This is a genomic window from Halobellus sp. GM3 (assembly GCF_052545375.1).
The window spans coordinates 104561-127873 of the sequence record NZ_JBQWLT010000010.1 but is presented as its reverse complement, the minus strand read 5'-3'; the positions used below and the strand labels follow the sequence as shown (position 1 = coordinate 127873).

Here is a 23313-nt window from a genome sequence, read left to right as displayed (position 1 = left end):
AGCAGGTCTGCGAGCATCTCTGGATAAGATACTCAACGACCTGCTCGTTCCTCAATCTACGCTAACTAGACAGTGCCTACTTAGAAGAATGGCCTGAATACTGAGATTCGTTAGAGCTTGGCGTGGCTTTTGTTCTCCACGAATCATCACGGCCTAGCCGAGATCAATCCCTTTCAGACATACTCAATCAGAAAGCGCTACACCTCACTTTTTGGCCTTTATTTGAACACTCAGTTCGAATCGGAAACGTTTCGCAGAATCGTTCCTGCAGGCGAATCGGTTGTGTTAGTTGGTGAGTCATCAGATCCGAGTTCACTAGAGTTGTTCCAAGTGGTTTCCGGTCGGCTTTGAAGTATGTAATACCGTTTGTCGTCATCATCCTCCTCGATCGCCCACTCTATGTCTTGGGGTTTTCCGAAGTAGTCTTCGATGGTTTTCGCGCGGTCGGTTAGCGCGATAATCTCGTCAGCGCTCAACGACGGGACATCACGTTTCTCAGGATCTGGTTTGGTTTCGACAACCCCCTCGTTGGTCATAACGGTCATAACCTGTTTCTCGGGGATTTCACGGTCAACAATCTTATACACTGGTTTGTCAACGAGGAAGCTGTCAGGGGTTACTTGACCACCAACTACCGCCTCACCAAGGCCCCAGTTGGCCTCGATGCGAACCTTCGATCGATCACCATTCGCCGGGTTTAGTGTAAACATAACACCGGAAGTCCTCGCATCCACCATCCGTTGAACGCCAACGCTGATCTTCACGTCTCTATGATCGAAACCACGTTCTTCCCGGTAGCTGATCGCACGTGCCGTAAACAGGCTGGCAATGCAGTCTCTGACCCGTTTTTTGACCGAGGATAGAGACCTGACTCCTAGGTAAGTGTCTTGTTGACCCGCGAAACTCGCATCGGGGAGGTCCTCGGCCGTTGCACTCGATCGAACGGCGACAGACAGGTCCGCAGCGTCTTTGGCGGTTTCAGCGAGTAGACTGTCCCAAGCACTCTCCAGTGCAGTTTCGAGTTCAGCCGGGAAATTCTCTTCTCGAATGCGCTGTCTCACGCCCTCGCTTGCGGCTCGAACTGCTTGTGTCTCGGAAAGGTCGCCGTCGAGTCGCTGTTCGATATCGGTGTCAAGTCCAGTTCGGTCTAGAAATACGTCGTAGAAATCAGTCGTCACCGCAAATCCGGGCGGGACCTTCACACCTGCGTTTAGCAGTTCTCCTAATGAGGCACACTTCCCACCAACGAGATCAACCTGATTCTTGTTGCACTCCTCAGCCGCAAATGGTAGCGTGTATGTCGACATAGTGTGTTCAATTAGCATTCTTTGTAATTAATATTTATATCTTTTGTCCCTAGGTGTTAAGGTTCGTATGCTAGGCAAACAGATGCGACGAATACGCTCAAGAAGTACGTCCCACAACTCACGACGACGACTCGGCTGAGGATGTGGCGCGGTTGACCGCGCCACAAGACAGCCACACCGGTACTGACACACAGCAGGCGACGTGTGGAACGGATGCGTCTTGAAACAGTAAGACCATACCTGGCCTGAAATCCCGTAGTGGGATTCCCACGTCTTCAGGCGCGGAAGGAGGTCAACCTACTAGAAGCTGGTAATTACGGAGATGCCCGTCGTCTCAAAGTTATCCATGGCGAAGAGTACATCCGACGTTTCGGAAAGATCGACTCGGTCTGAGATAATCAACTCGGGGTCCAGTTTTCCGCTTTCTATCATCCGGAATATTTCTTCGTACTTGGTCGCCTGCATCCCCTTGGACCCGATAAATTCGATCTCGTTGAGAGCGATAGTATCTGTAGGGAGGGGGATGGTCCCTTGTTCCGCCTGAGTGCTAATACCGACCTGAACGTGTGTCCCGGTTTCGCGCACAGATTGAACAGAATTCCGGCAGGTCTCTTCGATGCCAAGCGCGTCGATTGAGATATCTACTCCCCCGTCTGTGATATCTTTGACTGCTTTAGGGACATCGTCGATCTCACCGCCATTGACGGTGGCTTCGGCACCAAGTTCGTCCGCTCGTTGAAGTTTATCCTGAGTAATGTCAACCGCTACAACGTTCGCACCAAGTGCATTCGCAATCTGAATTGCGGACTGTCCGACGCCACCACAGCCATGAATAGCTACCCTGTCTCCCGCACTCACCTCGGCTTGATGGGCAAGAGCGTGGAATGCAGTCATATATCGACAGCCAAGCGCTGCCATCTCTGCCGGTGAGACGTCATCAGGAGTCTGGACAGCATTCACATGAGCTTTCGGCACGTGCACGTACTCTGCCCACGCTCCTTGTACCCCCTTGTGGAACCCCAAGCTCTGACCGTTCGCACAGAGGTTTGACTTCCCCTCCAAGCACATATGACACGTTCCATCAGCGAGATTGAACGGAATTGCGACCTGATCACCTTCCTCAAACTGTGTGACCTCCTCGCCAGTTTCGATAACGGTGCCGGCGGGTTCATGCCCGAGTATCTGTCCCTTTTCAATACTATTGCCCATATGGGACCAGTCACCACGCCACACGTGCCAGTCCGATCGACAGATGCCACATGCCTCCGTTTCAACAATGACACCATCTGGATCGGGTTCGGGGCGTTCCACGTCTGATATGACGAGGGGTTCATTCGTCTCTTGGAATACAGCAGCTCGCATTCTACATATGTAATAGATCTTGTAATCACATAAATGGTCCGGTCCAGTGGCTTTGTCGAACTGCTTCTTCCTCAAATTCTGGGCGCTCCAGACGTTGTCATTCAATAGTTGCGTTTGCAACTATTTGTGTATCCGATCGCACGCAGTCTTGCTATCGAGTGTGCACTGGCGTGCAAACGCTACTATAACAATGGCTCAATCGAGTCATAACAGGTAGAGAACTGTTGCTATGATAGGTGACAGACCATTACCAACCGATACGTCACCGATTAACTGCAAAGTGAAAACCCTCGTCTTAGTCAACGGCGCGCTCGAGGATTTCAACCTCGCCAGCTTCACCATCAACCTGCACTATATCGCCAGTCTCGATTTGGTCTGTGGCAGATCCGGTTCCAGTAACCGCAGGAGTCCCATATTCACGACAAACGATCGCAGCATGACTAGTAATACCACCGTCATCCGTCACTGCCCCCTTAATCCGTGGGAAGACCGGGGCCCACGCGGGACTGGTTCGTGGACAGACAATGATCTCTCCGTCCTCTAAGTCGTCGAGTTCTCCAGTATTTCGGACAATGCGGGCTTTACCCGTTACCGTTCCATTTGAAGACCCAAAGCCAGTGATCTGCCCAGACTGATCTTCCTCTGAATCGTCGTCCAGCCATTCTTCAACTGTTTCGGTTGTGATTCCCCAGAGCATAACGACTAACGGATCGGTAATCTCCTCCGGGGGCTCACCGAGAGCTGGCGGTGGGCTCCACTCGCGTGCTGCATCCATCATCTTTCGTCGATTTTCGGCTGTCTGTTTCCACTCGATGGGGGTGTGAGCCTGTGGACCCAGACCCCACGTCTCACAAACCTCCTCAAGTAACTCGGCGACCTCAAACTTGGTAAACATAAAGATGTCTTCTGGATCGTCAAGCAGCCCTTCGCTCGCAACAAGCGCACCGAATTCACGCATCTTCTGGAAGATGATGGTGTGAAGTCGGTGTTCGACCCAGAACTGGTGGTCCTCAGCGTATTCGTAGACATCCAGACACGTCCGGTGAGCTTTATCAAATTGTTCGCGTTCGGCGTCGGAGCCGAGGTACCCCCGGTACTCTTCGACGATCTCGTCACGTTCTGCTTGCAGCTGATCGAAGTCTCGACCGATCGATTCCCCCGATTGTAGGCGTTCTATTTTTGAGGAGAGGTGTTGATACGGTGCAACCATATCATCGATCCACGATCCATCACTACTGTGGAACCCGTCACCATACGAGACGTAAAACCACGGATCTTTGGCATCGTCGAGGGCTTCGAGGAACCGGTCGCCACCGTGTGCGTCGCTGAGCCGTTTTCGCTTGGTAGCGGGGTCATCCTCGCTGGTGAGGATATCGACGACCTCTCCGCCGATGTCGACGGCCAGTTTGGCTAACGTGTTAAGTTCTTCATCCGGGCGGAACAGGTCAGCTTCCATTCCAGAGACCATCTTTCCGACCGCGTCATCTGAAATTCCGGGGAAAAGCTCGTAACAGGTCTCTCGGAACGAGAGATACGAGAAATACACGAGATAGAGGTACTCGAAATGACGCTGCCAAGCTTCCATCACCAGTTCAGTTAATCTATTGTAGTTTCGGATGAGTGTGAGTGTATCTTGGCTTTGCCCTTTTGCCTCGATGACTGTCTCTTCAGGAACATACCGCGGAAGATCGTCTGGGACATCAAGTGATGCAATTTCATCACCGATTTCCTTCACTCGAGGCTTCCAAATTCCGTGATACAACGCATCAAAATTTTCGTAGAAATAATCACTTCGTTCAGTAAACACCTCAGTCCGTTCAGTAAGGAGTTCTTCGTCACTACACGAGACAGGAGAGACGTAGAAATATCCACCAACAATCCGCCATTCAAGAGACATATTCGGAGGTATGGCAAAGACCCGGCTTAGGTTCTGTCCACTCGTCATATGAGCAGCTTCGGCACTGATAGTCGCATCCCAAGGAAGAATCGGTTCCGAGGTATCTTTCTTGTCGTAGAACCAGAAGAGATCCCGTTCGTAGGATGCCCGGTCGGAGTTCCGGCCGAACTGGAAGAAATCGGGATACATCTCCTCGCTTCCTTCCAGCTCCGGTGGGATATCCAGTTCGTCTGGCCACGGGAATCTATCTGATGGTATATCCTGCGTCGGATTGGATTGGGTGGTATTATCGCTCATAGTTCCGAACGTCAATTAGTGAGACAGTAGAATACTAAATAAACCTTTGGGACAATGAGTAGATCGTGTGTAGTTACGCGATTGTTGGCCGAAAAGGCGCTATCAGTCGGGACTGGAGGGAGAGGGAGCTTTTGAGGAAGCTATAGTAGCGTTTGCAACTGATTGCAGGACGGGATCCGAGGGCTGAACCGACCCCCATCGAGTCGAAAGAGCGGCGGGATTTCGAGGGCTTCTCCAGGCCGTTCCCGGCGATAACAAAACTGTATCCCGGTAGTTCAACCAGAATGTATAAGTAAACTAGTGAGGCTACATTGAGTATGCGTATTGGCCTGCTTAGTGATGTACATGCGAATGCACCTGCACTCAAAGCCGTCCTCAACGATATGCCGCCGGTTGACAAACTAGTGCACGCAGGGGACCTAATCGGGTACGGTGCCTTCCCCCAGACGGTTATCGAACTGTTCCAGCATCACGAAATAACGTCAATCCGAGGCAATCACGAAGTAGGTATCCTCGATGGTTTTTCCGATCCTCCCCGAATTCCGGAAGTGTGTTTTGAATGGACGCGGAGCCAACTCAACGAAGACCACCTCGAGTACCTTGATGCGTTGCCCGTCGAGATTGATCTGCTGGATAGTCAGGTTCACGTCGCTCACGGGGCGCCGGATAGCCCCCGAGAGTACACTTTTCCCAGTGACTTCAGTCCATCACTCGTCGATGATGAGCGGGTACTTGTTCTAGGCCATACTCACGTCCAAGCCGTCCGTTCGTTTGAGGACTCGACAATCGTGAATCCCGGCAGTGTTGGCTTACCGCGTGACGGAGATCCACGTGCAGCGTATGCGCTCCTCGATTGCGAAGAGTGGGAAGTCGGACTCAGACGGGTATCATACGATATTGAACAGGCACAGGAGGCACTAAGACAGAACGAACTTCCGGAAGAACTAATCGACGGTTTGGAGAACGGAGAACTGCTATTCGGTCGCACGAAGACCGCATACGAAAAGTCCCAATACAAGTGAAAGAGCAAGACTCCCTCGAGGTCTGCTGATAGGATAGCTTCTCTCGTTATCGACAAACGCGCTGTGCTCCCAAATATCAGGGGATAGCTCGTACCGGCACTCAAACGAATACCCGGATGACGCTACTACTCAAAAGAGGTCCTCTTGGACATTTACCGCAATACGGCAATCACTCTTGGCGTAGGAACTGCAGAGTAAGGCATATCCATCGTCTTCCTCGCTGAGATCGAGTGCTGTCCCACCGCGGTCAACTTCTCCTTCGAGAACTTTTCCGACACAGGATGTACAATTTCCTTCCCGACAAGAGAACGGGAGATCGATTCCTGCCTCTAGGGCACAATCCAGTATGTACCGATCTTCAGCGACACCGGATAGTTTGTACTCGTCCTGTTTGTCTTCGAGGACGATTTTGTGCTTCGTCATTGGTTCGTCTGGCTAGTGGCGGAACTACCCGAAGTCCAAGGCACAATGCTTGGTGGAGAGGTCCTATACTTGACCATCGTCGTTCGTTGGGACACGGCTATCATCGGAATCATTACGCTGATCTCTACCTATTTCCCGGTCTGGATGCGAGACCGATACCGTCTTCGTACTCCCGGAGATCTTGAGCAGCGGATCGATTGTGTTCGATCGTCGCTAGAAACGCCTCTGTGTCTGGGACTGATCCTCTAATCTCGTCTATGGCTGCTCTCAACTGTAGCTCGATATTGTCATCGTCGTATCCGGGAAGGGCCAAAGTTTCCCGGAAGATATCGTTGAGGTATCGCATTCGTAATTTCACGTGATGGTCAACTTGGTCATCGAATTCCTCATCAGCTAGCCTTTCATCTTTGACTATCTGCATCTGGAAAATGGAACCTAAGGCGCCTTTCGCAAGTAGTTTGACTGCGTCCTGCAGCTGAGTCAAGACGGTATCGCTGACGCCTTGGTAATCAGCAATTCCGTCTTTTTCTTTCTCAACGAGCTCTTTGATAAGTTCCACCTGGCCAGTAATATGTCGACCTTCGTCAGTCGAAATCTCCTCAATCGCAGTGAGCCAAGTCCGAAGATCTGTCTCTTCGGCCATCTCTTTCATATGACTATACCGAACCCGGGCTCGAACACCCTCAGTGAAGATTCCATAATTCGTCGCAGCACGGGCGATATCATGTGGCTGTTTCGTATAGACAGCCGTATTCAGTATATCTTCGATCCGTTCGGAAAAATGATCGGCCTTAGAGCTATCATCCAGCCGACTGAGTCCGTGTCGCGAACCTTTTCCAATCGTTGGGAACACTTGATCTGGGACAACGTTCTCTGCGTACCATGCACAGAACTGAGTATGTTTCACCTCCTCGAACTGGAGTCCCGTATAAAACGCCTCTTTGTTCGCGGAATCATCAATATACGGCGAGTCAACCATCTGAACTAGCTTTGTCGCATCGATCGCGACGTTCTGTTCTCCGTCCAGAAATCGAGCGACGAGGTTACTCCAGACGAGTTGCTGTTCATCGGTCATTCTTTTCCACTCGGTTTTGTCTTGCTGAACCGGGGCGTCTGCGATCAACGCCTCTACATCCCATGTCCCGATTTCCACTCCCTTCTGGTACAGCTCGAAGAACTTGTCTTGGTGGCCGCCAGGAAAGCGAGCGCCGTACGTTGGGTTATTTGCATCTGCGTACGTCTCATCCATAGCTACATACTTCAATTTATGACTTTACTATATAAACATTGCGCCGATCTGGTTGCCCCTCGACTCAGCGACTCCCCAAATGGGTATGCTGAATCCATTGTGGAATATATCAGTTAGGCACATCAGCAGGCTGTGAATCCTGCCCAGTAGGCGTTGATGCTGTAGGGACACTGTCCACAGAACGACAGTGGGCATTAGTCGCTATCGCCGACGAACCGCAGCGTATACCGTTGGTTTCACCCGCGCGTGGAGGGTCCGTTGGAGTGACAAGCGATGGTCCCTCGTTTGGCCTGTGAGAAATACAGAGACTTGTGTTCTCTGTTAGTGAACGTCTGATGGCAAAGAGGAGCGGATCGAGGGGAAGAAAGGCTAAAGTACAAAAAAGAAAATTGTAAGGATATGAATGAAGGGCCTAATCAGAAAGGAATGATAAAGTCAGATGAAACACTGTTATCTATTATCGAAATCCTCCGTGATCTCGACGGTGCAGGTGTCACCGAAGTGGCGAACTCCCTTGGAATAGCCAAGAGCGCGGTGCATAAACATCTGAAAACGCTTGTCCACCACGGCTATGCGACCAAACACGAGCAAGAATACAAACTTGGATTCGAGTTTCTGGTCCTAGGAGGAAAAGTACGAAACTCAAACGAACTCTGCCAGAGAGCGAGACCGAAAGTATACGAACTGGCCGATGAACTCGGTATTGCGTCGACTTTCTCTGTCGCATCCTTCGATTATGAAATCATCACATATCGAGCGAACCAGCTCTCCCTCGATGTCAAAACCCACATTGGATCCCGTTCACCCCTCCATCAATCGGCGCGCGGGAAGGCAATCCTTGCTTCGCTTCCTGATCACCGTATCAATAATTTCGTAGAGCGAACAGAACTCCCGCCAGCGACCCCGCAAACAGTCACGGATCCAGAGGACTTGTGGGTGGAGGTCGAGCAGATCCGTTCAGACGGATTTGCAACCAGTATCGAAGAGGGAGCAGACGGAAAAGCAAGCGTCGGCGTCGCTATCGAAGATCCAGCCTCCCAGACGGTGGGGGCGCTTTCAATCACTTGTCCGGTGACGAGAGACATTCGATCAAAACTCGAAACTCAGTACTCCGAGCGGTTATTGCAGGCCGTCAGCGAGATCCGATATCTCCTACACTCTTAGTTACTGTTATCCATTAGAGAACAGCCTTTTTGATATGTACGCCTCTGTCAGCGTACAGGCTATTTCCGTATCCCCACACCTGCTTGTTCGACTTCCAATACATCGGAACCGTCATAAAATAACAGGTGTACAGTCGTTATATGTTCTGGTATAGAGAATCGTTATGTGTTTGTTCTGACTATTGGTCGTTCAAAGCTCGCTTATCTGAATCTATGAAAGTTCTGCCATACCTATAGGTCGTGTAAAGTATGATTCCTCCAGACGGCGTGAGCTTGCAGCCACGTTTCACAGTCGATGAACCGCCGTGGCGGAACAGTTTGGGAACAAATAGGTTCGTTATTATAATTCGTGGAATATACGTTTGATGCCGTTACAAATGACGCGGATTTCGCCACGATAGCTGAAGATTTTCTCAGCGGAATGCTCCGTTAAGATCGTCAGCATCACCGTCGAGAAACACGGCATCTTCGATGTCGTGTTTCGCGGCTAACCCCGCGAGAAACTTCGATCTATTGAAATCGTATACGTTGAAAACAGCCGTAAATAGAAGATTCTGTTCGTTACTAGATCGATGGCAGCATGCCACCAGCACTGCTCGTGGTTGATTCGGGTGGCCTTCTGATCGACCGCCACGCGATCCGGACCCGTACCGTCAGCTGGCTGTAAATCCGATTTCTGCACTCAGTTAGCACAGCAATACGACTCCGTTCGACACCCAACTCCTCGAGAAGAATAACTGTATTTGAAAGTTATAACTCAGCAAGGTGGTGGCGAATACCCTTTCAGTGATCGCTTTGGCTGTCCGTTCTCGCTCCCCAAACCCCGAGATCACCCAGTAGACTCGCTGAGGCGGATAGTTTTCGGCAGAGAGCACTGTATCCTCGTCACGCCTCTCCCTATACTTAACGCGGTCTCGACTGCGAAAGGGTGCAACGTTGTACATCTGATATAGTGGCGTTTGCAACTGAGTGCGCATTCGATCGCACGCAGTCGTGCGATGGGATGCGCGAAGACTTGCAAACGCTACTATAGTAATACGATAAAGAGTACAACCGAGAAGGACGGGTCATCAATCTGAGTCAGAAAGGCCAAGCCACAATCCCCAAAGATCTTCGAGAGAAGCACGGAATCGAACCCGACAGCGGAGTTCGAATCCGGGACAACGAGGACGGAGAGATTGTCGTCGAACGGCTCCCGAACCTCCAATACTTCTGTGGAGCCGCAACCACGTCGGAACGCGGGACGGACATCCTCCGAGATGAGCGTGAGGGTGACGAAGCACGTAGTCAGCGTCTTGATCGGGAATACTAAAGGACCACGTCGTAGTCGAAGCAGAACCACTGATGCTTATTACTGGGACGATCCCGGAAGCGCTGCGGTCGAAGCGATCATCGACCGCGTGGTGAGCTGAAGGGGACGTGAATACGGTACGTGCACTGAGGTGCCGTACGTCTGTGGTCGTGACGACCCACAGACAGCGCAAGCGTACGTCACTCGTATTCGAGACTGGTTTGATGTCGTTCCCGCCGAGGGGCCGGGGAGTCGGCCGTCGGTTCCAAACGTGACTACGTCGCTGGTGACGCACACACACTTGCCACAGCAGCGGCGAAAGAGGCGACAGCCTGCACGGGTTCTGACGGCGATTTCGACGATGTCAACGTGGCCGTGAATCGATTCCGCGAAGAGGACAGTGAAATACGACCTTGATCGCCGAACCCAATCAGATGCGTTGAGACGGCTGGTCTCAAATGTTGGACAGCGCTTCCATATATCGTAATACAGTATATTAACAGGAATCAAGGAGGGATAAATGGTCATAGAGCCCGTCCGCTTCGTCACCGCAGCGTGTTCATTGCTACCATTGGGTACTCGAAGCAATCGTCAAAGACGTGTAAACCCTACTGGACAACCACGGCGCTGAGCCGATACAGACTATCCACCGTTTCCGAATACATAGCGCCTGACCGCCTCCCAGTCAGACCATACCCGCAACAGGGGACTCCCCACTCGTCGCACGTGTGGGCCGTGCGCCCCGACCGCGATAGCGGGCTTCATCCACCTCTGTCCGGGCATCCGTACCGCGGACTCGGGAGCACCACGCACCAGTATGCGTTTTCCACGCTCTCGGGGCCACCCTACGACTGAAGTCGTTGGCTGTCCCCGGTCTGTAAACTGCCTAGTGGTATGCCAATTCGACCGGTTTTTCGCGGCGGCGTTGCCCTGTGACGCGATTGAACAGTTGACGTCCTCCGTAGCCCCGGTAGTAAACCGTATTCTGATATATTGAAATGGGCACCTATCGGTAACAACACCTTACCCGGCACGTCCCGCAGTGATACACAGAAACGAAGATGGCGCGTCTCCGGTGGCTATTACAGCGGCGAAGCTGGCTTCCCGTCCCGCGGCGAGACGGCCGAATCCGTCTCGTTCGGTGGTTGCTGCTCGACGCACACCGGTACGCGGTCGCGGGCGCGCTGCTCACAGTCGTCTTTCTCTCGCTGATGGTGATCGGGACCGTCTGGACGTTCGAGATGCAGCAACTGCTCACGGAGACGCGAGCGGTCGAGACGATTCTCACGGCGTTCCTCCGGGGGATCATCCTGCTCGTCTCGATCGTCGTCTCGATCAACTCGATCATTCTGTCGCACGACATCACGTCCGTGCAGACCCAGAGAGGTCGCATCGAGGGCGTGATGGAGTTTCGACAGCGCGTCGGAGAGTTGTCCGAAGACGGGGACTCCCCGGTCGATCCAGCGTCGTTTCTGGCGGTGATGGCCGCAGTGATCTCGCGGCGTGCGTCGGCGCTCCAAACACTCACAGAGGAGGAGGAGGAGACCGAACTCTCGAGGGACGTCGCGGCCTGTGCCGCCGCGCTGGAGGAGGCGACGAACGAACTGAAGCGGGAGTCCGACCAGATCAGCGGCGCGGAGTTCGGTGTTCTCTGGATGGGGATGGAGTTCGCCTACGGACGGTATCTCGACTGGGTAGATCGGATCAAGCGAACGCACGAACGGGAGCTGTCGGACCCGATGCGGGAGGGACTCGACGACCTCATCAGGGTGCTGGAGCTGTTCGCTATCGGCAAAGAGTACTTCAAGACGCTGTATTACAGCCGCGAGATATCGCAGTTGTCGCTCTGGCTGCTCGCAGTCTCGTTGCCGGCAATTATCAGTACGGCTGCGACAATTCTGGCGATCAACGCAGGTGTCCTTCCGGAGACGAGCGTCTTGGGGTTGCCGCCGCTACTGAGCTTTGTCGCGGCCGCCTTCACCGTCTCGCTCGCGCCGTACCTCGTCTTGACAGCGTATATGCTCCGACTGGTGACCGTCGCCAAAGAGACGGCGAGAGCCGGACCGTTTACGCTTCGGTAGCGGTTGGAGCGGTTGCACCTACAGTGGCGTTTGCAGCTGAATACGGACCGATCGCACGCGGTCTTGCGATCAAGTGAGCGGAGGCGTGTGACCGCTACAATGACTAGCTGAGCGGCAGACGTTGCTGCGCGATGCGATGGTCCTGCGGCCGGTTGATCTCCAAGTGGTCCTCCGGAGAGATCGGAACGCCCGTGGTCGGGACGACCTGATACAGCGAAGGGTACCACTCGCGGCGGTTTTCCCGGAGGAAGGAGGCAGCCTCGTCGGCGTACGTGCGGTCGATGATCCCGAGCCCAGCGTGGCGGTGTCCGGGGAGTTTGCCGTACGCGGTCACCCGACCGTCGCCGTCGAGACGGACGGCGGTGTGCTCAGACTGGATCCCGGGCACGTACGCGACCACGTTCTCGCCGACGCTCCGGTGTCGTTCGTAGACCGCGTCGACGGCGCGAGCGGTGACGACGACGTCGCCGTTGAGGACGAATAGGTCGTCGTCGCGGACGTGCTCCAGTGCGCGGTAGAGCGATTCGGCGTTGTCGTACTCGTCCCAGCGGTCGACGATCACCCGTCGAGACGGGCCGAACCGCTCCAGCACTGTCTCGTGCTGGTACCCGAGGACGACAGTCAGCTCGTCGACGTACGGCTCCAAGACGGCGCGCTGACGGTTGTACAGCGTCTTCCCCTGGATCTCCATAAACGCCTTCGGTACGTCGATCGTCTGCTCGCCCATCCGACTTCCCTCACCCGCCGCGAGTATTACTCCGTGCATGTCTGAATGTGTGTCGCCGCCCGCTCACCTGCCTGCCCGTCCATCGGGATGCCGAGGCTGGCCCGAAACCGATCGCGGCGGTCGCGGACTTCCGGCGGGGGGCCGTGATCGTACAGGTCGTCGACGAGCGCGAGCGAGACGGAGTCGGTCACCGTTCCCGCCCGGGGGACCGAGCGATCCCCGGCCAAGTCGGTCAGTTGCACGAACGGCCGGTCGGTGTGCAGCCATTCGGTGACGATACCGGAGTAATCGGAGACGAGAATGTCCGCCGCACGGAGGCTCTCGGCGGGCGTACCGCTGTCGTCGAACGTGACGTTCGGGAGGTCGTCGATTCGGGAGCGACACCGCTCAGTCACGGACTTCCCGGGCTCCTCGATGCGGTCCATCGGATGCGGGCGGAACAGGAGTTCGTAGTCCGTGTCCGCGAACGTATCGAGGACGTGCTCGGCCGTCTGTACGTAGCTTCCCGACCCGTAGTTGTGATTCGTCGGGGCGTACAGTACGCGTCGGTCCCGCGGCGGATCGCTGTGGACGAGGTGATCGGCCTCCGGGATACCGACGACAGCGACCGTGACGTCCTCGGGGAAGCCGTCGCGGTATCGCGCCGCCCATCGTTCGCCCGGCGCGAGCGCGACGTCGACGACGTCGCCGAGGCGCTCGACCGTCACGGACGCCTCGTCGCGCCCCACCGACGCGCCGTGGCGAATGTGGACGACCGTCCGTTCGGAATCGAACCCGAACGCTCCCGGTCGGAGCGTGTGATTCCGGACCACGACGTCGGGGTCGACGTCGGTGACGGCCTCGTCCACCGATCGGCCCTCCCGCCGCACCTCGCGGAGGGCGGTCGAACACCCTCGTGCCTCCGGTCCTAACGCGAGATACGCGGCGTCGACATCGACGTGCCGGTCGATGGCTTCGTACGTTTTCCGCATAAACGCCCTGTCGAACGTGTAGAGTACTATCGTCATCGGATCTCACGGAGCGGTTCCGCTTGCAGTTGCCGCCGAATCCGCATAAAGCGACAGCACGCAGACGAGCGGGGTATATACCGGTCCTGATCGAAACCGACCACAGTCCGGGGGGGCACGCACCGAGAACAGGCACTCGCAGATCGGGTCGATAGGTCCCGACCGACGGGCAGCACCTCAGCGGAGCGTGGATTCGATGAGCGAGCTCATACCTCGACGCAACCGCTCAGAGAGCGCTTGGTGGGAGATATCCCACTCGTCTGCGAGCTCTTCGAGCGTGCACTCGCGCGGGATACTGAAGAATCCACGCTCGCTCGCGGTGACGAGGGTCTGCGCCTGAACGGGCGTCAGTCCGAACCGTTCGGTCGCGTTCGAACTGTCCGTTCGAGAGAGGCGGATCGGGCTGAAATCGATCGTGCGGTCCTCGCAGTAGGCGACGTAGCGTTGTAAGCTGTCCTCGTCGGGAAACTGAATACGGAATCGCCAGCTGTCGCGCCGGCGGTTCCCGTCGAGGAACACGGCCCCGCTCTCCGACCAGCAGGGGTACGTCACCAGCTCTCGGCCCTGCTCGGTCAGCGTGAGCCGATACCGCCGGCAGTCGTCGCTGTCGGAAAACCGGACCCAGTCTTCGATGGTTCCGTCGGCGTCCAATCCCCGCTCGAAATCGTCGAACGCCGCCCGGGAGACGTTCACGACGACGTCCAGTCGGCCGGATTCGCAGGCGGTCTGTTGGATGATCGATGCGTCTATCTGCGGCGCGTGCCGAAACGCCGACTGCATCGCTTGGGTGTCGATATCGAATTCTGCTATCATAATCGCGGTCTGTAAGCGCCCTGTCGACGAGCCCGCAGTGGCGGCCCCCTCGCAGGCTACGATAAGCGGACGCGCCCCTCGTACAAAGGTCGAGAAGACTGTTTCACGGTAAAGCGAGACGTAAAAGCGGTGCCGGCACACACAAGGCCGACCTAAGTGACCTTGCAATTGAAACCGTCTATCGGAAGGGGGTGTCCGGATAACGGGGACACGGGAGCGATAGTAGCTTAGAGTAGCGTTTGCAAGTCTTCGCGCATCTGATCGCACGCAGTCGTGCGATCGAATGCGCAATCAGTTGCAAACGCGACTATAGCCGACGCGTACGCCGGTACCCTGACTGTACCTGCAATGGCAGGCCGACCGCTCTTTGCGGTCGACGCCGTCGACACAGGTGAAATGCGCCGATCCACCGAGAGTCATCCGGGCTCCACAGACCGATCCGCGAGGATCGAAACCGCGACAACGCTCGCGAAACACCTGATTCAAGAGCCCGTCCGACGGGCGGTCCGAGACGCACTGGCAGAAGAGAAACGAGCGGCCGAGCGGAATCAGGAAGACGCGCACCACGAGGGGAAAGAAGACACACACCGCGACGTGACAACGGGCGGCCGGACGCGCCGGCGACAGGCGTTCGGTGTCGCTCTCGCCGTCCTCGCCGTAGCGCTCATCGTCGGTCGGCGAAGCGGACTACTGGATCGAACGTCGCTCCGCGATCGCGGTGGCACCGGGACAGCGACAGACAGAACCGCACCACACGATACGACAGTCGTCGACGAGCGGACGAGCGCGCGGATTACGGACGACGAACGGACCGTTCAGAGCTGAGTGTGGTTCGCAAACCGCTTTTCTCGACGACGGGACGCATGGAGGCGTACGCGGGACAAAGCCGGGGTGTCGCCCGCGTGATCATCGGGTTCGACGGACCCGACGACCGCTGCCCGATTTGTATCGGCGGTTCACCGGAGTAGGAATCGCATACCGCGGACGAGCGGTATCCTAGTGGACCACAATGGATTACATACCTAGTTCTGTAACGCGATTGCGTCGTGCGGCGGCAGAACGCGAGCGGACACCGCGGAATCTCGTGGAGTGAGTAACGGAACCGAACCGCCGCCCTTCGGCACAGTAGAGTCGGATTACCGAGTGACCGCGCCGCGTACCCCCCGAAGTCGACACTGCGCGTCGGGACACAGCGGGAATCCGACGTCGCCTCCCGACCGATGTGAGGCGGATCGGGTGGCAATCGAGTCGGGGGCGACGTCGTGTTCGCCGGAGGCTCGTACGCCCGCAGGGATTCTCGCCAAAACGGGGCGACAAGAATCTATGAGCAGTGACGACGACTCCGATCACTCGATCGCGGCCGATCCCGCGTGATCAGGGGGCGACCGCGGGAACGGACCGCGTCGGCTCCGTAGTGCCCTCAGCGGTTACATCCGCTGAGACGTGACGGCCCCACCCGTCGTCTGCGCGTGTCCGCCGTGCAGCGCGCTTTCGGACCCGAGCGACTGGAGCAACTGCTGTGTCGCTTGGATCGCCTGTTCGAGCGTCTGCGCACACGCTTGGCAATGAGCGTGCTGGTGTTTCGAACACTCCTGTGCGCACTCCTGCGCCGCCGTAACGAACAACTGGGCGAGGTCGGGTCCGAACACCGAATCGCGGGCGATGAAGCGGGCGTTCAGCGACGCCAGCTCGCTCACGTCCCGACAGAGCCTGAGACACTCCGCCATCTCCGGACCCTCGTCGACGCACCGCTCGGCGCACCACTCGCAGGCGTTCGATGCCTCGAAGAACTGTTGTAGGGCGTGCTCCATCGACGGAGACAGCGAGTGGCGAAGCGTTCCCGCCGTTCCCGAGGCCTGTGATGCGGGGGGTTGCTGGACGGCGTGTTGTGCCCCGGTCCCCTGCTGGCTCTGACCGGTCGCTTGGTACTGTGCCGCAGAGGGATCGGAGACGTACTGCTGTGTCGGGGCGGACATCTCACAGATCACTCCGAAGGTGGACCTCGTCGTCCGTGATGTGCTGGACCGAATCGGCCGAGAGGGCGTATGAGTCCGCGTCTGATGTCCCCCACCCGAGTTTCGCTCGAATCTGATCGGTGAGTCCGGGGTCCGGATCGACGTGGGCGGTCCCCCCTTTGATCTCCGAGACGATCCCGATCTCGTCGCCCGCGGCGTTGATGACTCGTTTCCCCTCGTCGTCGTCGGTGAACGTCGTTCGCTGACTCATTGGTTATCGGTAGTCCTCCTGGCGGTCGGTCGGTCCTCGGATTGGGGCAACTGCTGGAGCCCTTGGGAGTGGCGGAGCTCTTGAGTAGCCTGGCCGGAGGCCTCCGGTTGGCCGCGCTGCCCCGGTTGCGTCCGCTGTTCGGGCGGTGCCTGCTGTTCGGGCGGTGTCTGCTGTTGCCCGTGCTGAGGCTGTGCGCGAGCGGACGTGCCTTGCGGCTCGAATCGCGGTTGTGGGTTCTGCCCGTGCTGCCGCTGTTGGCTCCGGGTGTGCGGCGGCTGCTGGCCGTGCTGGCCCCCCGGGCTCTGCTGGCCCCGCTGCTGGGTGACCGGCTGGCTCTGTTGACCCGGTTCGTACTGACCGAGCGTAGACTGCTGCCCCGACTGCCCGTACTGACGGGGCTGTTGGTCTGTCACCTCCCGTTGACTGCCCGGTTCCTGCTGGCTGTGCGACTGCTGTCGATTCGACTGTCGTAATCCGTATCGTCTCATAGATATTTTCGGCGAGCGGCGATCCGTCGACGCCCGCCACACGTGGGGAGCCACGCCGACCGCATTGTAATAAACTACCTATCCGTACTGCGCCGAATCTGGGTTTGTTAGGCGTCCTACCGGCTGTTTGTATCCTCATCATATCGATCATACACCGAGGCGTAACGGCGCAGTAGTGTCCGACAGTGTCGGGTTTCCGGACGCCGTGGAAAATGGACCGAACGCTATCAATACGGTATGGTAGCGATACGAGACGTCCAGCGAACCCGCGAGCGGGCCCGAGTGCGGTCGTCGGACGCTCGCGCCGCACACGTGCCCGCCTCGGAGAACAGCGGCTGTTCACCGATCGCAGCGGGTGAGGCCTTCACGCACTCGGACCGAACGACAGCGTGCGGTCAGATGCGCGATCAGTCGCAGTCGCTACGATAGCGAACGGGCGCTTCCGCGGCTCAGAACCGCGGGGACTGCGCTTTGATGACATCCGCCACGGTGTTGAGTTCGCCGGCGAGGAACACGGTGATGTCGTCGAGGGTGACGATCCCCTCGAGCGTTCCGGACTCGTCGACGATGGGTAGCCGACGGATCTCGCCGTCGCTCAGCCGCTGGATGGCGTCGAAAACGGTCATGTCGATGGACGCCGTGATCAACTCATCGCCCGTGAGTTCCGCCACTGTTCGCTCGCCGATGTCCGGCATCGATTCCAGCGAGAGCGCCACCCTCCGGTCCGTGAGAATGCCCCGCGGCCGTCGATCGGCGTCGACCACGACGACCGAACCGACGTCTTCTGCGTTCATCTTCGCGACGGCCGTCGCGACCGGGGTGTCCTCTTCGACGGTCACAACGTCGGTCTGCAGGAGCTGCTCGACCGTCGCAGACCGGAGTTGCGGCTGTTGCATCCCGGATTGGATCTGCGCGCCCGTGCCGCTGACGAAGGTCCCCGGAACTCCCATCGATCGCGTCGGCTGCATCTGCTGGCCCGCCATCTGCGGTGGCTGGTGCGCCTGCTGGGCGGGCGTCTGTGATGGCTGCTGTGCCGGCTGTCCCGGCATCTGCGATGGCTGATTCGCCTGCTGTTCAGCCGTCTGAGGCGGCCGACCGGCCGGCTGGTGCGCAGTTCCGGCCGTCTCGATCTGTCCCGAGAACTGCTGTCGCTGCGGGTCCATCGGCGACTGGGCAGCGGGAGGCTGCTGGACGGATGAGGCCGGCTGCGGCGCCTGCGGAGCCGGCTGTCCGGGTTGTGCTTGGGGGTTCTGGTACGGTTGTTGCCCGTGGGCGAACTGCTGGGATGCCCCCTGCGAAAGCCGCTGGGGGGACTGCTCGATAGCCGATTGCTGCGGCGGTGACGGCGAGACGGCCGCGGGTGACTGCTGTGTCGGCGGTTGCGATGGCTGCTGTGTCGGCGGTTGCGATGGCTGCTGTGTCGGCGGTTGCGATTGGGTACGAGTCGACGGCGTGGCTCCGAGGTCCGACTGCGTGGCGCTTTGTTCGCCACTCTGCTGTGTCGGCGTCTGTTGCTGCTGGTACTGTTCGCCCCGTGTTTCGGTGGTTCCGTATCGGTCGATCATAGGGATAGCTACTGGCTGTCGCGGCGGACAGCGGGTATTGGATCTCGGAAACGAGCGCGGCCCGCCGCGCTACGCGGCGTCTCAGAGCGATTGTAGCAGTTACACACACTACATATTACACGTACTGAGACGCCGCCAGCCACGTTGACGTACGTCGGTCGGCGCACTAAACGTGCTGCTTGCACGCGGAGGCCGATTGATACCGAACCGGACGCAAATCGAGGTAATTCGTAACACCGTTTATTGCCGCAGACCGAGCACCACCGTACGAGAGCGCGAACCGAAAACCGACCGGGGGCGGCGACTCCGCTCACGTCCACGGATACTGCAGAGCGTGAGCGAGCCACCACCCGGTGATAGCAGCAGATGACACAGAAGGCTCATCGAGACAGCCGAACGCGACACGCTGCCGAAATCCGACGGTCGCTGAGGAGACTCGCCGCACTGACGCTCGTCTGCTTCGTCGCCGTGCTGCTGGTCGTGGGGCAGGCCGCCGCCGATCGGACCGGACCTGCCGACGCCGTCGACAAAAACGGGAGAGGCGACAGCCTCGTCTCGATCGACGAGCCGGGCCCGACGGAACGAACCGACGGTCGCACCCGCCTCCCCGGTGCGGACGTCGCCGACGCGTCGTTTCGAGAGAAGACGCTCCTCGCGTTCGCCGGCGTGGTGCTCGCGACGGTACTGCTCGCGGTCCTCGGCGTGCGGTCGCCGTCGCTGTTCCGCTCCGGGGGGACGTCCCGAGGAGATCGATCGACCGGCACCACCGCGCCTCAGCGTCCCGGCGCGTTGGAGTCCCGGCGTGAGGACGCCCGTTCCGACGAGGAGGTCGTTCGTCGGCTCCTCGAGCGGCACGACGGACAGCTGCGACAGTCGGCGATCGTCGAGGAGACGGAGTGGTCGAAGGCGAAAGTGAGTCGCCTCCTCGGAGCCATGGCGGACGACGGCGAGATCGTCAAGGTCTCGGTCGGTCGGCAGAACATCATCTACCTCGACGGTCGGGAGCCGTCGATCGCCAAGTCGCACGACAGATAGACCACGGCGTTCGATGGGGCGCCCGTCGATCAGCCTGAGTCACTGACGGGTCGGTTTCGACGGAGAGCGTCGCAGTCACCCGGAGAGAGCGTTCGTCGGCTCCGAATCCGACCGGTGATAGTCGACGAACTGCACCTGAACGGTCACCGGGCGGTCCGTTCGTTCGGTGATGGTGGCGTCGAGTTCCTGCGGCAGAGCGGGGTACGACCGGTCCGCGGACCGCACGAGCGTGAGAGAGATCGTCGCTCGCTCCGAGAGGCCGGGCGAAGCGTATTCAACCGTCGTCGCGCGGACATCCAGTCCCTCGTATAGGCCCCTGCTCAACACGTCCGTCGTCGCGTCGTTGACCGTGCGCTCGAAGGCGCTCTGCTGTACGAACGCCACGCCGACGACGCCCACCGTAGCAATCACGAACAGCACCGTAACGAGGGCGACGACCGCCTGTTTCGAGGACGCTCGGGTAAGGACACCGTCGTCCACCTCGTCCGGCCGGTAGTCGAGGTAATACAGTATCGCGGCCCCGCCGACGTTGACGCCGATGAGCGAGAGCAACAGGAGAAAGAGCGCACCGACCGCGAGGAGTGAATTCCCCCAGGCGACGCCGATACCGACGGCCGATGCGGTCGGGATGAGCGCGGCCGCGATCATCACGCCGACGATGGTCGTCTGTCCCTTCGTCGCCAGCCCGTACGCGCCCGCGGCACCCGCCGCGACGGCGACCGTCAGCGGGACCATCCCCGGGGAGAGGCGAAGCGCCACGAGCGCTAACTGATCGACGGCCAGAGTCGCGGGCACGACGTGCAACGCTCGGGCCAGCCAGCCGACGGCGGTCGCGGTCCCGATGGCGGTACCGAGGCCGAGCGCCTGCATATGGACGCTATCGACGACCATCTCGCGGTCGTCCCGAACGGCGCCGACACTCGCGGTGATGGCCGGGCTGACGATCGGCGCGATGACCATCGCGCCGACGACGACCGCCGGCGAGCTCGCGAGTAATCCGGCTGTCGCCACGATCGCACTGAGTACCATCATCCAGAGGTACGAGCGCGTGTTGAGACGCATATCCTTGGCCTTTGATCGGAGCGCTCTCGGAGCGAGACGGTTCGGCGATTTCGCCCACCGGTTCTGCACCTCCTCGACGTGGTCGTAGTCAGCGAACTCGGCTTCGACCGAGACGGTGAATGTACTCCTGTCTACCCCCGCTGCCTCGAGGTCCTCCAGTACGTGTTCGACCGCGTCTGCGGGAGCCACGAACGTGATGACGGCGGAGCCATCCTGTGCGCTCGCCCCGTCGAGAACGGTGTACCCGAACTGCTCCTCGCGGAGCACGTCGATGACGACGTCTCGCTGCCCGCGGGGGACCGCGATCTGGATGAGTCGCATACAGATGAACTGCCGTTGTACCCGAAAAGTTAGTCGCCACCAACCGCTGACGGCCGTTCTCCCTCGCACGGCCGGTCGCTGCGAGGATGATCCGGACGCCCATCCGTCGACGGAAGCGTACCCCAGCGCTGAACGACTCGGTGGCAGTTAGTCGGCTGCGGCAGCCAGTCGGCCTAGTAGCGTTTGCAACTGATTGCGCATCCGATCGCACGCTGTCGGGCGATCGGGTGAGTGAAGACTTGCAGACGCTGCTATAGCCCTCCGCGCGAGCCGGTGCAGCGAGAGCGACGACTCGGACGCCGGGGCGAACCGGGCAGAGCCTAATCAGTTCTAGGGCACACTTACGGCCGAACGGGGTCTCTACGACGTACGGGGAGACAGAAAGTGAGTATTCGTACGCTGTTCGCCGGCGTTCGCGGCCGCGTGAGTCGAGCGAGCGCTGCGGACGGAGGGTACTCACGGAGAACCCGGAGAAAGAGAATGTCTAACACTACCAGCGAATTCACGAGCAAGCGCGGGGGGACAGTCAATCTGACAGAGAGCCAGCGGCACCAGCTGCTCGCGTCCGACCGTCGCAGACTGGCCATTGAGATCCTCACAGAACGGATCGCTCCGGTCGATCTCGACGCCCTCGCGGCGGCGATCTCGGCGCGGGAAGAACGCGACGAAGCCGTCGATCGAGTGGCGATTTCGCTGCACCACGCGCACCTTCCCAAGATGGACGACGCCGGCGTACTCGACTACAATGCGGAGTCACACCGGATCGAACGGATCTGGTGATCCACCGCGCCATCGCCGCGAACCAAGAGCGTCCACGTCGCCGACCACTTCTTCTGTGTCAGTCGCGAGGGGAGCGAGCGCGGCGTTCACCACGTCACGAGCCGGGCGAGTACGAACACTAGCAGGGCCGAGAGCAGCGTCCCGAGCGTCGTTTCCACGGTCGCGAGCAGCCGCGCCCACGTCCCGATCGGCTGGATATCCCCGTACCCGAGCGTCGCGAAGGTCACGACGCTGAAATACATACTCTTGAACAGGACCTGAACGAGCCACCACTGCGGCGCCTCCGTGGGATCGTCGATCGCGTACGTGATCACCTGCTCTCCCTGCGTCTCTTGGATCCCGCCGGTCAGCGGGAACAGCAGCGCGGACACCGTGATCACCCCCAGCGAAGCGATGAAAATCCGGTACGGGCTGTTTCCGTAGCGCATCACCCACCGGGAGAGCTCCAGCGCGATGGCCTTCGGGTAGTCCCGCGTGCTCCACGCGAGCTTCCGGCGGGCGTCTTTCTCCCGGTTGTAGCTCCGCCGGGCAAGGTCCGGGAGGCTGTTGCCGCGGTAGACCTGCTGGAGCTGTCGGTACGCCCACGCGGCGGCCAAGAGCGGATGTTTCGCCCCGAGAACCGGATCCGCCCGCTCGCGCTCGTAGACCGACAGCTCACCGAACGTCGTGGTCCCGTCGATGTGAACGTCCTTCAGGACCGCGTCGTTGAGGTGGGCGTTCTCGAGCGTGGCGCGGCGGAGGTCGCCGTTCGTGAGGATCGCCCCTTCGAGATTCACCCCGCGGAGGTCGGTGTTGAGCGCGCTCACGTCCTTCAACGAGGAGAGCATCAGGTTGGCGCCCGAGAGGTCCGAGCCGTTGAGACGCGCGCCGGTGAGGTCCGCCCCGACGAGCGACGCTCCCCGGAGCCAGTCGAGATCGACCAGTTCGGCGTCTCGGAGATACGCCCCGTCGAGACTGTTCTCGACGTCCGCGCGCCGATCATCGAACGTCGCCGCCGTCTTGCCGTCGACGGTCGCGTGCCAGACGCATCGGTCGTGATCCTCCCAGACGGGGCGCTCGCACGGGTCGGCGGCGGACGCCTGACTGTCCAGTCCGATGTGAAGCCGAAATCCGCACCGCTCGTCGGTCGTCGGGGACATACCGGTTCCTACGCAGCACGCCCTCAAGGTACTTCTGACGCGGGCGGTGACGATCGGT

General features: G+C 58.7%; 21 protein-coding genes. 8 read left to right on the top strand and 13 right to left on the bottom strand.

Annotated elements, in window-relative coordinates:
• Window positions 1-230: 230 nt before the first annotated feature.
• From ACT3HL_RS14970 to ACT3HL_RS14960, 3 genes are all read right to left on the bottom strand, one after another.
• The gene (locus ACT3HL_RS14970) at window positions 231-1307 is read right to left on the bottom strand and encodes a PEP/pyruvate-binding domain-containing protein (protein ID WP_445087581.1); all 1077 of its coding nucleotides are present in this window, start codon (window positions 1305-1307) and stop codon (window positions 231-233) included.
• Window positions 1308-1607: 300 nt separating this feature from the next.
• A complete protein-coding gene (locus ACT3HL_RS14965; RefSeq protein ID WP_445087584.1) occupies window positions 1608-2669 on the bottom strand; it encodes a zinc-binding dehydrogenase in 1062 nt (353 codons plus the stop codon).
• Window positions 2670-2964: 295 nt separating this feature from the next.
• Window positions 2965-4863 (bottom strand): PEP-utilizing enzyme, encoded by a 1899-nt coding sequence (locus tag ACT3HL_RS14960; RefSeq protein ID WP_445087580.1) that lies wholly within the window; start codon window positions 4861-4863, stop codon window positions 2965-2967.
• Between the two features lie 317 nt (window positions 4864-5180).
• Here ACT3HL_RS14960 and ACT3HL_RS14955 point away from each other — a divergent pair, with 317 nt between their 5' ends.
• On the top strand, window positions 5181-5885 hold the full coding sequence (locus ACT3HL_RS14955; RefSeq protein ID WP_445087579.1) for a YfcE family phosphodiesterase: 705 nt from the start codon (window positions 5181-5183) through the stop codon (window positions 5883-5885).
• A 129-nt stretch (window positions 5886-6014) separates the two neighbouring features.
• Here the strand turns inward: ACT3HL_RS14955 and ACT3HL_RS14950 are convergent, their stop codons facing one another.
• Window positions 6015-6308, bottom strand: a complete 294-nt coding sequence (locus ACT3HL_RS14950; RefSeq protein ID WP_445087578.1) for a 2Fe-2S iron-sulfur cluster-binding protein — start codon at window positions 6306-6308, stop codon at window positions 6015-6017.
• 124 nt (window positions 6309-6432) lie between these two features.
• Complete coding sequence (locus ACT3HL_RS14945; protein WP_445087577.1) at window positions 6433-7557, bottom strand: hypothetical protein; 1125 nt, start codon at window positions 7555-7557, stop codon at window positions 6433-6435.
• 399 nt (window positions 7558-7956) lie between these two features.
• On the opposite strand from ACT3HL_RS14945, the gene ACT3HL_RS14940 reads away from it, so the two are divergent.
• From ACT3HL_RS14940 to ACT3HL_RS14930, 3 genes are all read left to right on the top strand, one after another.
• Window positions 7957-8721, top strand: coding sequence for an IclR family transcriptional regulator domain-containing protein (locus ACT3HL_RS14940; RefSeq protein ID WP_445087576.1), 765 nt, complete (start codon window positions 7957-7959; stop codon window positions 8719-8721).
• A 1068-nt stretch (window positions 8722-9789) separates the two neighbouring features.
• Window positions 9790-10032 (top strand): AbrB/MazE/SpoVT family DNA-binding domain-containing protein, encoded by a 243-nt coding sequence (locus ACT3HL_RS14935; RefSeq protein WP_445087583.1) that lies wholly within the window; start codon window positions 9790-9792, stop codon window positions 10030-10032.
• A 1124-nt stretch (window positions 10033-11156) separates the two neighbouring features.
• Window positions 11157-12092, top strand: a complete 936-nt coding sequence (locus tag ACT3HL_RS14930) for a hypothetical protein (RefSeq protein ID WP_445087575.1) — start codon at window positions 11157-11159, stop codon at window positions 12090-12092.
• A 103-nt stretch (window positions 12093-12195) separates the two neighbouring features.
• Here the strand turns inward: ACT3HL_RS14930 and ACT3HL_RS14925 are convergent, their stop codons facing one another.
• The 3 genes from ACT3HL_RS14925 to ACT3HL_RS14915 form a co-directional block, all read right to left on the bottom strand.
• Window positions 12196-12858 carry an NTP transferase domain-containing protein gene (locus ACT3HL_RS14925; protein WP_445087574.1) on the bottom strand — a complete coding sequence of 221 codons (663 nt, stop codon included), beginning with the start codon at window positions 12856-12858 and terminating at the stop codon, window positions 12196-12198.
• The gene (locus tag ACT3HL_RS14920) at window positions 12846-13826 is read right to left on the bottom strand and encodes a CDP-glycerol glycerophosphotransferase family protein (RefSeq protein WP_445087573.1); all 981 of its coding nucleotides are present in this window, start codon (window positions 13824-13826) and stop codon (window positions 12846-12848) included. The genes ACT3HL_RS14925 and ACT3HL_RS14920 overlap by 13 nt, the downstream gene beginning before the upstream one ends.
• 177 nt (window positions 13827-14003) lie before the next feature.
• On the bottom strand, window positions 14004-14639 hold the full coding sequence (locus ACT3HL_RS14915; protein ID WP_445087572.1) for a helix-turn-helix domain-containing protein: 636 nt from the start codon (window positions 14637-14639) through the stop codon (window positions 14004-14006).
• Window positions 14640-14987: 348 nt separating this feature from the next.
• On the opposite strand from ACT3HL_RS14915, the gene ACT3HL_RS14910 reads away from it, so the two are divergent.
• The gene (locus tag ACT3HL_RS14910; protein WP_445087571.1) at window positions 14988-15464 is read left to right on the top strand and encodes a hypothetical protein; all 477 of its coding nucleotides are present in this window, start codon (window positions 14988-14990) and stop codon (window positions 15462-15464) included.
• Between the two features lie 602 nt (window positions 15465-16066).
• On the opposite strand, the gene ACT3HL_RS14905 is transcribed toward ACT3HL_RS14910, so the two are convergent.
• Window positions 16067-16615 carry a four-helix bundle copper-binding protein gene (locus tag ACT3HL_RS14905; protein ID WP_445087570.1) on the bottom strand — a complete coding sequence of 183 codons (549 nt, stop codon included), beginning with the start codon at window positions 16613-16615 and terminating at the stop codon, window positions 16067-16069.
• 1 nt (window position 16616) lies between these two features.
• Window positions 16617-16865 carry a PRC-barrel domain containing protein gene (locus ACT3HL_RS14900; protein ID WP_445087569.1) on the bottom strand — a complete coding sequence of 83 codons (249 nt, stop codon included), beginning with the start codon at window positions 16863-16865 and terminating at the stop codon, window positions 16617-16619.
• Between the two features lie 107 nt (window positions 16866-16972).
• Between ACT3HL_RS14900 and ACT3HL_RS14895 the strand changes: the two genes are divergently transcribed.
• The gene (locus ACT3HL_RS14895) at window positions 16973-17338 is read left to right on the top strand and encodes a hypothetical protein (RefSeq protein WP_445087568.1); all 366 of its coding nucleotides are present in this window, start codon (window positions 16973-16975) and stop codon (window positions 17336-17338) included.
• 464 nt (window positions 17339-17802) lie between these two features.
• On the opposite strand, the gene ACT3HL_RS14890 is transcribed toward ACT3HL_RS14895, so the two are convergent.
• A complete protein-coding gene (locus tag ACT3HL_RS14890) occupies window positions 17803-18918 on the bottom strand; it encodes a CBS domain-containing protein (RefSeq protein WP_445087567.1) in 1116 nt (371 codons plus the stop codon).
• Between the two features lie 366 nt (window positions 18919-19284).
• On the opposite strand from ACT3HL_RS14890, the gene ACT3HL_RS14885 reads away from it, so the two are divergent.
• Window positions 19285-19953: a DUF7343 domain-containing protein gene (locus ACT3HL_RS14885; RefSeq protein WP_445087566.1), complete on the top strand. Its 669-nt coding sequence runs from the start codon at window positions 19285-19287 to the stop codon at window positions 19951-19953.
• 75 nt (window positions 19954-20028) lie between these two features.
• On the opposite strand, the gene ACT3HL_RS14880 is transcribed toward ACT3HL_RS14885, so the two are convergent.
• Entirely contained in the window at window positions 20029-21336 is a 1308-nt protein-coding gene (locus ACT3HL_RS14880) for a TIGR00341 family protein (RefSeq protein ID WP_445087565.1), read from the bottom strand.
• A gap of 480 nt (window positions 21337-21816) precedes the next feature.
• Here ACT3HL_RS14880 and ACT3HL_RS14875 point away from each other — a divergent pair, with 480 nt between their 5' ends.
• Entirely contained in the window at window positions 21817-22116 is a 300-nt protein-coding gene (locus ACT3HL_RS14875; RefSeq protein WP_445087564.1) for a DUF7344 domain-containing protein, read from the top strand.
• 86 nt (window positions 22117-22202) lie between these two features.
• Here ACT3HL_RS14875 and ACT3HL_RS14870 read toward each other — a convergent pair whose 3' ends face one another.
• Entirely contained in the window at window positions 22203-23255 is a 1053-nt protein-coding gene (locus ACT3HL_RS14870; protein ID WP_445087563.1) for a pentapeptide repeat-containing protein, read from the bottom strand.
• Window positions 23256-23313 lie beyond the last annotated feature (58 nt).